Origin of the sequence: Amycolatopsis sp. NPDC047767 (genome assembly GCF_040704195.1) — a bacterium.
Taxonomy (GTDB): Bacteria; Actinomycetota; Actinomycetes; order Mycobacteriales; family Pseudonocardiaceae; genus Amycolatopsis.
Genome location: NZ_JBEYSJ010000023.1, coordinates 24,519 through 34,453, shown reverse-complemented (window position 1 = coordinate 34,453; position 9,935 = coordinate 24,519). Strand labels below are relative to the sequence as shown.

Here is a 9,935-nt window from a genome sequence, read left to right as displayed (position 1 = left end):
TTCCTCTTGTCGCTGCAGTGGGCGGGTGTCAGGCGCCGAGCTCGTTGTCGATGAGGGCGAACAGCTCGTCGGTGGTCGCGGCTTCCAGCGCGGCTTCCGCGCCGGCTCCGCTGCCGGCCAGCGTCTTGTGCAGGGTGGTGACCATCGCCTGCAGCCGCGCGACGATGCGCGACCGGTCGATCTCCGCGGCGTCGAGCGAAGCGGCGGCAGCCTCCAAGCGGTCGAGCTCCACCTCGAGCGGCACCTCGGCGTCGCCTTCGCACAGCTGCGTCCACAGGTGCTCGGCGAGCGCCTGCGGGTTCACGTGGTCGAACGCGACGGTCGCGGGCAGCTTCAGGCCGGTGGCGGCGCCGAGCCGGTTGCGCAGGTCGACGGCCGTCACGGAGTCGAAACCGAGTTCCTTGAACGCGCGGGCCGGCTCGACCGAACCGGCGCCGTCGTAGCCGGCGACGGCCGAGACCTCGCCGCGCACCAGATCCAGCAGGGTGCGGCGCTGTTCGGGGGCGGTCAGGCCGGCAAGCTTCCCGGCGAGGTCGCCGGTGGACTCGACCGGAGCCTCGTCGGCGGTGACCTCGGGCAGCGCACGCAGCAACGGCCGCGGCCGGGCGAGCTGGTAGACGGGCGCGAACGCCGCCCAGTCGATGTCCGCGACGACCAGGTGCGTGTCGTCGTGCGCGAGGGCCTGGCCGAGTGCTTCGACGGCGAGCTTCGGCGCCATCTCGGCCAGGCCCATGCGGCGCAGCAGGTCACTCGCCTCGGCGTCGACCATGCCCCCGCCGCCCCAGGAACCCCAGGCGACGGCGGTGGCGGTACGGCCGTTCGCACGGCGGCGGCGGGCGAGGGCGTCGAGGTAGGCGTTGCCGGCTGCGTAGGCGGGCTGGCCGGACGTGCCCCAGACCGCTGCGCCGGAGGACATCAGCACGAAGGCGTCGAGCTCGGCGTCGCCCAGCAGTTCGTCCAGCAGGGCGGCACCGGCGACCTTCGCGCGGAGGGCGGCGGTGAACTGCTCGGGCGTGACGTCGTCGAGTGACGGCTCCCGGGTGAGCACCCCGGCGGCGTGGACGACGGCCGTCGGCGGGTGCTCTTCCAGCAGGGCCGCAAGCGCTTGCGCGTCCGTGACGTCACACGCGGCGACGGTGACGCGCGTGCCGGACAGCTCCTCCACCAGCTCGCGCGCACCGTCGGCGTCGAGGCCGCGTCGGCTGGTGAGCACGAGGTGTTCGGCGCCCTTCGCGGCGAGCCAACGGGCGACGTGCGCGCCGACCGCGCCCGTGCCGCCGGTGATCAGCACGGTGCCGCGCGGAGTCCACTCGGGAGCGTCGCCGGTGAGCGGCGCGTGGGCCATCCGCTTGGCGAAGACGCCGGACGGGCGGATCGCGACCTGGTCCTCGTTGTCCACTCCGGACACGACGGCGGCCAGTTTCGCCGCGTCGCCGGGGCCGGCGACGTCCACCAGGCCACCCCAGGTGCCGGGGCGGTCGAGTGCGGCGACCGTGCCGAGGCCCCACACCATGGCGGCGGCCGGGTCGGCGTCGGAGAAGGCGTCCACGGCGACGGCGCCCCGCGTGACGACCCAGACCGGCGCGTCGATGTCGCCCAGGGCCTGCAGCAGCCCGATCGTGGTGAGCGCGGGGTTGTCCGCGCCGAGGGCGAGCAGCGAGAGCACGCCGTCGAACGGCCGGACCGCGGTGGCCTCGGTGATCAGGGTCGCGAGGTCGTCGGTGCTCTCGACGAACAGGCGGACGACGTCACCCTGCTCCGCGAGCGCGTCGGCCAGCTCGGCGGCGCCGGCGGGGGCGACGACCAACCAGGCGCCGGTCAGCCCGCCGGTGACGCCGCCGATCGGCGTCCACGACACGCGGTAGCGCCAGGAGTCCACGGTGGACAGTTCGGTGCGGCGGCTGTGCCACGTGGCCAGCGCCGGCACGACCTCGGCGAGGGGCTGTGCCTCGACGCCCAGCCGAGCGGCGAGCGCGGCGACGTCCCCTTCGGCGACGTCCTCCCAGAACTCCTGGTCGGCGACGGGCATGGCCGGCGAAGCCGGGGCGTCGGCTTCCTCGCGCCAGAAACGCTTGTGCTGGAACGGGTAAGTCGGCAGGTCGACGATCCCCGCCGCCGGGATCAGCGAGGACCAGTCGACCGAGCCGCCGCGGACCCAGTACTCGGCGAGTGAGGTCGCGAACCGCATCAGGTCGCCTTCGTCGCGGCGCAGGGTCCCGGCGACGGCACCGGCGTGGCCGGCTTCGTCGAGGGTCTCCTGGATGCTCATGGTCAGCACCGGGTGCGGGCTGATCTCCACGAACCGCGTGTAGCCGGCGGCGGCAAGCTGCGCGACGACCGGCGCGAACCGGACGGTCCGGCGCAGGTTGGCGAACCAGTATGCGGCGTCCACAGTGGAATCGCCGACGGGTTCGAGCGTCACCGTGGAGGTCATGGCGACCTCACCGCGACGGGGGCGAATCGGGCCCAGGTCGGCCAGCAGCCGGTCGGCCAGGTGCTCGACGTGCGCGGAGTGCGACGCGTAGTCCACCGGCACGCGCTTGGCGCGCAGACCCTCGGCGACGAGCTGGTCGCGCAGCTGGTCGAGCGCGTCGCCGTCGCCGGAGAGCACGGCGGAGGTGGCGCCGTTGTCGGCGGCCACCGAGATCCGGCCGTCCCACGCACCGAGGCGGGCTTCGAGGTCGGTCGCGGCCAGTCCGGCGGCGAGCATCCCGCCGCCCCGGCCGCCGAGGACCTCCCCGATGGCCTTGCTGCGCAGGGCGACCACGCGCGCACCGTCTTCAAGCGACAGCGCACCCGCGACACTCGCGGCGGCGATCTCGCCCTGCGAGTGGCCGATGACCATGTCCGGCTCCACGCCGTGCGCGCGCCACACCGCGGCCAGCGACACCATCACGGCCCACAGCATCGGCTGCACCACGTCCACGCGGTCCGCGGGCGGCGTGCCCGGCTCGCCGTGCAGGACGGCCAGCACCGACCAGCCGGTGAACTTGTGCAGCTCGGCATCGCATTCGGCCATGCGCGAGGCGAACACGGGCGACTGCCGCAGCAGCTGCGTCGCCATCCCGGTCCACTGAGAACCCTGGCCGGGGAAGACGAACACCGTCTTGCCGCGGACGTCGGCGGTACCCGTGACGACGTCGGGCCGGGAACTGAACTCCTGCAGCGCCTCCGCGGCCTGCTCCGGATTGTGCGCCAGGACCACGGCGCGCTGGTCCAGCCGGGCCCGGCCGGTCGCCAGCGTGTGCGCCACCCCGGCGAGCCCGGCGTCCACAGGGGACGCCAGCTGGGCGGCGGCCTCGGCCAGCGCGGCCGGGTTCTTCGCCGACACCACCAGCGGATACACCGGCGCCTCGCCCGGCTCGACGGCTTCGACCTCGGGTGCCTGCTCCAGGATCACGTGCGCGTTGGTGCCGCTGACCCCGAACGACGACACGGCACCGCGGCGCGCCCGCGCCACCTCGGGCCAGTCGCGCGGCTCGGCGAGCAGCTCCACGGCGCCGGACGTCCAGTCGACGTGCTTCGACGGCGTGCCCAGGTGGATCGTCCGCGGCAGCTTGCTGTGGCGCAGCGCCTGCACCATCTTGATCACCCCGGCGACACCGGCCGCGGCCTGCGGGTGGCCCATGTTCGACTTGATCGACCCGAGCAACAGCGGCTCACCCGACGTGCGCCGGCCGTAGGTCTCCAGCAGCGACTGTGCCTCGATCGGGTCACCGAGCGCGGTGCCCGTGCCGTGGGCCTCGACGGCGTCCACATCGGACACCGACAGCCCGGCGTCGGCCAGCGCCGCCTCGATCACCCGAACCTGCGAAGGGCCGTTGGGGGCGGAAAAGCCGTTGCTGGCCCCGTCCTGGTTCACCGCCGAGCCGCGCACCAGGGCGAGCACCCGGTGGCCGTTGCGCTGTGCGTCCGACAGTCGCTCCAGCACGAGGACACCCACGCCCTCGGCCCACGACGTGCCGTCGGCGTCGTCGGAGAACGACTTGCTGCGCCCGTCGGTGGCGAGGCCCCGGCGGCTGCAGAAGTCCACGAACATCTCCGGCGTGCCCATCACGGCGACACCGCCGGCCAGCGCCAGCGAACAGTCGCCGCGGCGCAGCCCCTGCGCCGCCAGGTGCAGCGCGACGAGCGAAGACGAGCAGGCCGTGTCCACCGACACGGACGGGCCTTCGAGCCCGAGCGTGTACGACACCTGGCCGGACACCAGGCTCCCGTCGGGGCTGCCGCCGCTGTAGTCGTGGTACATCACGCCCGCGTAGACTCCGGTGGGGCTGCCCTTGAGCGAGTGCGGGTCGAGCCCGGCGCGCTCGAACGCCTCCCACGACGCCTCCAGCAGGATGCGCTGCTGCGGGTCGGCGCGGCGCGCGTCGCGGGGGCTGATGCCGAAGAAGTCGGCGTCGAAATCCGGGGCGTCGTAGAGGAAGCCGCCGTGGCGGGTGTATGTCTTGCCCGGCCGCTCCGGCGTCGGGTCGTACACGCCCTCGACGTCCCAGCCGCGGTCGGCCGGGAACTCGCCGATCACGTCGCGGCCTTCGTCGACGACGTCCCACAGGTCGTCCGGTGTCCGCACGCCCCCGGGGTAGCGGCAGCTCATGCCGATGATCGCGATGGGCTCGGTGTCCCGGGCCTCCAGCTCGTGCACCCGCCGGCGGGCCTGCTGCAGGTCCGCGGTGGCGCGCTTCAGGTAGTCGCGGAGCTTGTCCTCGTTGCTCATGGTCTGCCTGTTCATCCGATGCCCAATTCGTCGTCCAGCACGGCAAAGAGCTCGTCGTCGGTGGCTTCGCCGAGGTCGGCGGTCGTTTCGCGGCCGGTGTGCGCGTCGGCCCACTTGCGCACGAGCGCGTCGAGGCGGGCGGTGACCTTGCCGGTCGAGCCGTTCAGCGAGCCGGCGGCGCCCGACAGCAGCGCCTCGAGCCGGTCGATCTCGGCCAGCACCGGGTCGGCCGGGCCGCGGCCCTCGCCCAGCAGGTCGTGCAGCCGGCGCGCGAGCGCGGCCGGCGTCGGGTGGTCGAAGACGACCGTGGCCGTGAGCTTGAGGCCGGTCAGCGCGCCGAGCTGGTTGCGCAGCTCCACGGAGGTGAGGGAGTCGAACCCCATCTCCTGGAACGCGCGCCCGGGCTCGACCGCGGCCCCGCTCGTGAAACCGAGGACCGCGGCGACCTGCTCCGACACGACCTCCAGCAGGTAGGCCTCGCGCTCGGCCTCCGCCACCGTGGCCAGCCGGGCGGCGACGGCCCCGTCCGCACGGCCCGCCCGCTTCGGCGCGGCCGGGCGGACGAAGCCGCGCAGCACGGGCGGGAGCACGTCCCGGCGAGCCTTCAGCGCGGCGCGGTCGAGGCGTACGGGCGCGAGCACGGCGTCGTCGGCGGTGAGGCACGCGTCGAGCAGGGCGAGGGCTTCACCGGTCGCCATCGGCGGGGTGCCGAGGCGACGGAGGCGACGCAGGTCCGCGGCGTCGAGCTCGCCGGCCATGCCGCCGTCCTCGGCCCACGCGCCCCAGGCGAGGGAGATCGCGGGTTTGCCTTGTGCACGGCGGTGTTCGGCGAGCTGGTCGAGGAAGGCGTTGGCCGCCGCGTACCCCGCCTGGCCGGCGGCGAGGACGGAGCTCGCGGCGGAGGAGAACAGCACGAAGGCGTCGAGGTCACTGGTGAGCTCGTGGAGGTTCCAGGCACCGTCGACCTTCGGTCCGAAGACGCGGTCGGTCTCGTCGTCGGTGAGGGTTTCGACGCGTCCGGCGGACGGAACGCCGGCGGCGTGGATGACGGCGGTGACCCGCGTGCGGTCCAGCATGGACCGCACGGAGCCGGGGTCGGTGACGTCGCAGCTTTTGATGGTGACGTGTGCGCCGAGGGCGGTGAGTTCGGCGCGCAGGTCGGCGGCGCCGGGTGCCTCCGCGCCGCGGCGGCTGGTGAGGAGCAGGCGGCGGACGCCGTGGGTGCCGACGAGGTGCCGGGCCACGACCGCGCCGAGCCCACCGGTGCCGCCGGTGATGAGGACGGTGCCGTCGGGGTCCCAGCCCAGGTCTTTCACGGTGGGTGCGGCGACGGTGAAGCGAGGTACGAAGGCCTGGCCATCGCGGACGGCGACCTCGGGCTCCTCGGTGAGGGAGGTCGGTTCGCCGTCGACGAGGAGGAACCGGCCCGGGTTCTCGGCCTCGGCCGCGCGGACCAGGCCCCACGCCGTTGCCAGCGCCGGGTGCACGTCTTCCCCGGCCACCGACACGGCGCCTCGGGTGACGACGGCCAAGCGACCGGTCCCGTCGAGCGTCTCGCGGATGGCGGTCAGCACCTCGCGGGTGATCGCGCGGGCCGCGGCGGGCACCGGACCGTCCGGAGTGGACAGTTCGAGGATGCGGGCGGCTTCGACGGGGACGGTTTGATTCGCCGGTTCCCACGAGGTGCGGAACAGCGAGTCCCTGGCGCCACCGAGTTTGTCGAGCGAAACCGCGCGGGCGGCGAGGGCGTCCACCGTCAGCACGGGGCCGCCGGTCGAATCGGCGATCCGCACCGTGATGGTGTCCGGGCCGGCCGGTGACACCCGCACCCGGAGCGCCGACGCGCCGGCGGAGTGCAGAGTCGTGCCGGAGAAGGAGAACGGGAGCATCGGCGCCGGGTCTGCGAGCAGAGAGCCCTGTTCGGGCACCGGGCCGAGGAGCTGGGCGTGCAGGGCGGCGTCGAGCAGGGCGGGGTGGAGACCGTAGTCGCGGGCCTCGGCGCCGTCGGCCAAGGTGACCTCCGCGTAGACGTCGTCGCCGGAACGCCACATGGCGCGCAGGCCCTGGAACGCCGGCCCGTAGTCGTAGCCGAGGGCCGCGAGCGTCTCGTACGGGTCGGCCAGGGCGACCTCGGTGGCGCCGGCGGGCGGCCATTCGGTGAGCCGCCACGACGGCGCTTCGGCCTCGGGCGTCACGAAACCACTCGCGTGGCGAACCCACTCGGCGGCCTCGTGGCGTCGCGAGTGGACGGTCACGGGACGTCGTCCGTCGGCGTCGGCGGCCTCCGCGGTCACCTGGATCGCGGCGCCTTCGGCCAGGGTGAGCGGGGCTTCGAGCGTGAGCTCTTCGAGGTGTGCGCAGCCGACCTCGTCGGCGGCGCGCTGCACCAGCTCGACGAACGCCGTGCCGGGTAGCAGGACGGTGCCGAGCACCACGTGATCGGCGATCCAGCCCGTGGCCGACAGCCGCCCGGTGAGCACGACGGTGTCGCGGTCGGCGAGGCGGACGACGGAGCTGAGCATCGGGTGCGCGGCGCGTTCCTGGCCGTGCTCGGCCGGATCGCCCGACGCTGTGGTGGCGGGCAGCCAGTAGCGGGTGCGGCGGAACGCGTAGGTCGGCAGGTCCACGCGCCGGGCCCCGGCGTAGAAAGTGTGCCAGTCCACCTCGACACCGCGGGTGTGGAGGGTCGCCAGGGCGGTGACCAGCGCGTGCGCTTCGGGCCGGCCCTTGCGCTGTGCGGGGACGAAGGCGTCGGCGGCCGTCACGCTGAGGATCGCGGCCGGGCCGACCTCGAGGAATGTGGTGACACCGTGGCCGAGCAACGTCTGCACGCCGTCGTGGAACCGCACGGCCGCGCGGACCTGGTGCACCCAGTAGTCCGGAGTGGACGGATCACCGCCGGCCGTGGCGACGACCGGGATCCGTGGCTTCGCGTAGGTGAGCTTCTTCGCCACCGCGGCGAACTCGGCGAGCATCGGTTCCATCAGCGGCGAGTGGAACGCGTGCGAGACCTTGAGCTTCGTGGACTTGCGCTCGCTGAAGTTCGCAACCACATCGGCGACGGCTTCCTCGCTGCCGGAAAGCACGACGGAGTCAGGGCCGTTGATCGCGGCGACGCTGACGTTCGGGGTCAGGTGTGGCGTGACCTCGTCCTCGGTCGCCTGCACCGCCACCATCGCGCCGCCGGCCGGAAGGGCCTGCATCAGCTTCGCGCGGGCCGAGACCAGCGTGGCAGCGTCCTCGAGGGACAGGATCCCGGCGACGTGCGCCGCGGCCAGCTCGCCGATCGAGTGCCCCAGCACGTGGTCGGGCCGCACCCCCCACGATTCGAGCAGCCGGAACAACGCCACCTCGAACGCGAACAACGCCGGCTGCGTGTATCCGGTCCGCTCCAGCAGCTCGGCGTCGTCCAGCGCCGCCTTCAGCCCGGGGTCGAGCAGCGCACACGCCTGGTCGAAGGCCTCGGCGAACACCGGGTACGCCGCCGCGAGCTCCCGGCCCATGCCCGCGTGCTGCGCGCCCTGGCCGGTGAAGACGAACGCCGTACGGCCCGAACCGCGGACGCCCCGGATACCGCCTTCGGCCAGCCCGGCCAGCAGCTCTTCGCGGTTCGCGCCGACGACCACCGCGCGGTGGTCGAGTGAAGACCGGGTCGTGGCCAGGGAAAACCCGACGTCCGTGATCGGCAGCGCCGAATCGAGGCGCTGGGCGAGGTTCTCCACCTGGGCGTCCAGCGCGTCCCCCGAGTCGGCCGACAGCGGCCACACCACAACCGGCACCGAAACTACCGGCACCGAAACTTCCGGCTCGGTCACTTCCGCCTCGGGCGTCGGAGCTTCCGCCTGCTCGATGATCACGTGTGCGTTGGTGCCGCTGATCCCGAACGACGACACCGCCGCCCGCCGCGGCCGCCCGGTTTCGGGCCACTCGCGCGCCTCGGTGAGCAGCTCGACCGCGCCCGACGCCCAGTCGACGTGGGGCGAAGGAGCGTCCACGTGCAACGTCTTCGGCAGTACTGCGTGCCGGATGGCCTCGACGACCTTGATGATCCCGCCGACGCCCGCCGCGGCCTGCGTGTGGCCGATGTTGGACTTGAGCGAACCGAGCCACAGCGGTTCCGCGCGTTCCTGGCCGTAGGTGGCCAGCAGGGCCTGCGCCTCGATCGGATCGCCGAGCTTCGTGCCGGTGCCGTGTCCCTCGACGAGGTCGACGTCGGCGGTCGTCAGGCCGGCCGACGCGAGCGCGCTGCGGATCACCCGCTGCTGCGCCGGTCCATTGGGGACGGTCAGGCCGCTCGACGCGCCGTCGGAGTTCACCGCGCTGCCGCGCACCACGGCGAGCACGGGGTGGCCCAGCCGCTGCGCGTCGGAAAGGCGTTCCAGCACGAGCATGCCCGCGCCCTCGCCCCAGCCCGTGCCGTCGGCCGCGGCGGCGAACGCCTTGCAGCGCCCGTCGTCGGACAGCCCGCGCTGCTCGGTGAAGTAGACGAAGGTCTCGGGCGTCGCCATCACCGTGACGCCGCCGACGAGCGCGAGCGAGCAGTCGCCGCGGCGCAGCGCCTGGCCGGCCCAGTGCAGGGCGACGAGCGACGAGGAACACGCGGTGTCCACGCTCAGCGCGGGACCTTCCAGCCCGAGCGCGTAGGCGACGCGGCCGGACACCACACTGCCGGCGGCCGCGTGGCCCGCGTAGTCGTGGTACATCACGCCGGTGAACACACCGGTGCTGCTGCCGCGCAGGGCTTCCGGCACGATTCCGGCGCGTTCCAGCGCTTCCCACGCCGTTTCCAGCATGAGCCGCTGCTGCGCGTCCATGGAAAGCGCCTCACGCGGGGAAATGCCGAAGAATTCGGGGTCGAATTCGGCCGCGTCGTAGAGGAACCCGGCTTCGTGCGTATTCGTGGTGCCGGGGCGTTCTCCGGTGGGGTCGTGCAGGGTGTCGAGCGGCCAACCGCGGTCCGCCGGGAACTCGCCGATGGCGTCGGTGCCGGTGGCGACCAGCCGCCACAGGTCTTCCGGCGTCCGGACCCCGCCCGGGTAGCGGCAGGCCGTGCCGACGATCGCCAGGGGTTCGCTGTCGCGGTCGCGCGATTCCTGCAGGGCGCGCTTGGTCTCGCGCAGTTCCGTCGTCGCGCGTTTGAGATACCCGAGCAGTTTGCGCTCGTTCTCACCGGACGGGCTTTCGGTACTCACGGATTCGACCCACCTAACCGCGGAAA

Annotated in this window: 2 protein-coding genes; both read right to left on the bottom strand. The window is 73.4% G+C overall.

Translation table 11 applies throughout. The features are described 5' to 3' along the window. Window positions 1-28 precede the first annotated feature (28 nt). Window positions 29-4,732, bottom strand: coding sequence for a type I polyketide synthase (locus AB0878_RS32980; RefSeq protein WP_366584111.1), 4,704 nt, complete (start codon window positions 4,730-4,732; stop codon window positions 29-31). Beyond that, window positions 4,729-9,909, bottom strand: coding sequence for a type I polyketide synthase (locus AB0878_RS32975; RefSeq protein ID WP_366584110.1), 5,181 nt, complete (start codon window positions 9,907-9,909; stop codon window positions 4,729-4,731). The genes AB0878_RS32980 and AB0878_RS32975 overlap by 4 nt, the downstream gene beginning before the upstream one ends. Window positions 9,910-9,935 lie beyond the last annotated feature (26 nt).

What these genes read in the sequence shown, in the direction of transcription:
- AB0878_RS32980 (WP_366584111.1), bottom strand. Translation starts at nt 4,732, where the DNA reads ATGAACAGGCAGACCATGAGCAACGAGGACAAGCTCCGCGACTACCTG.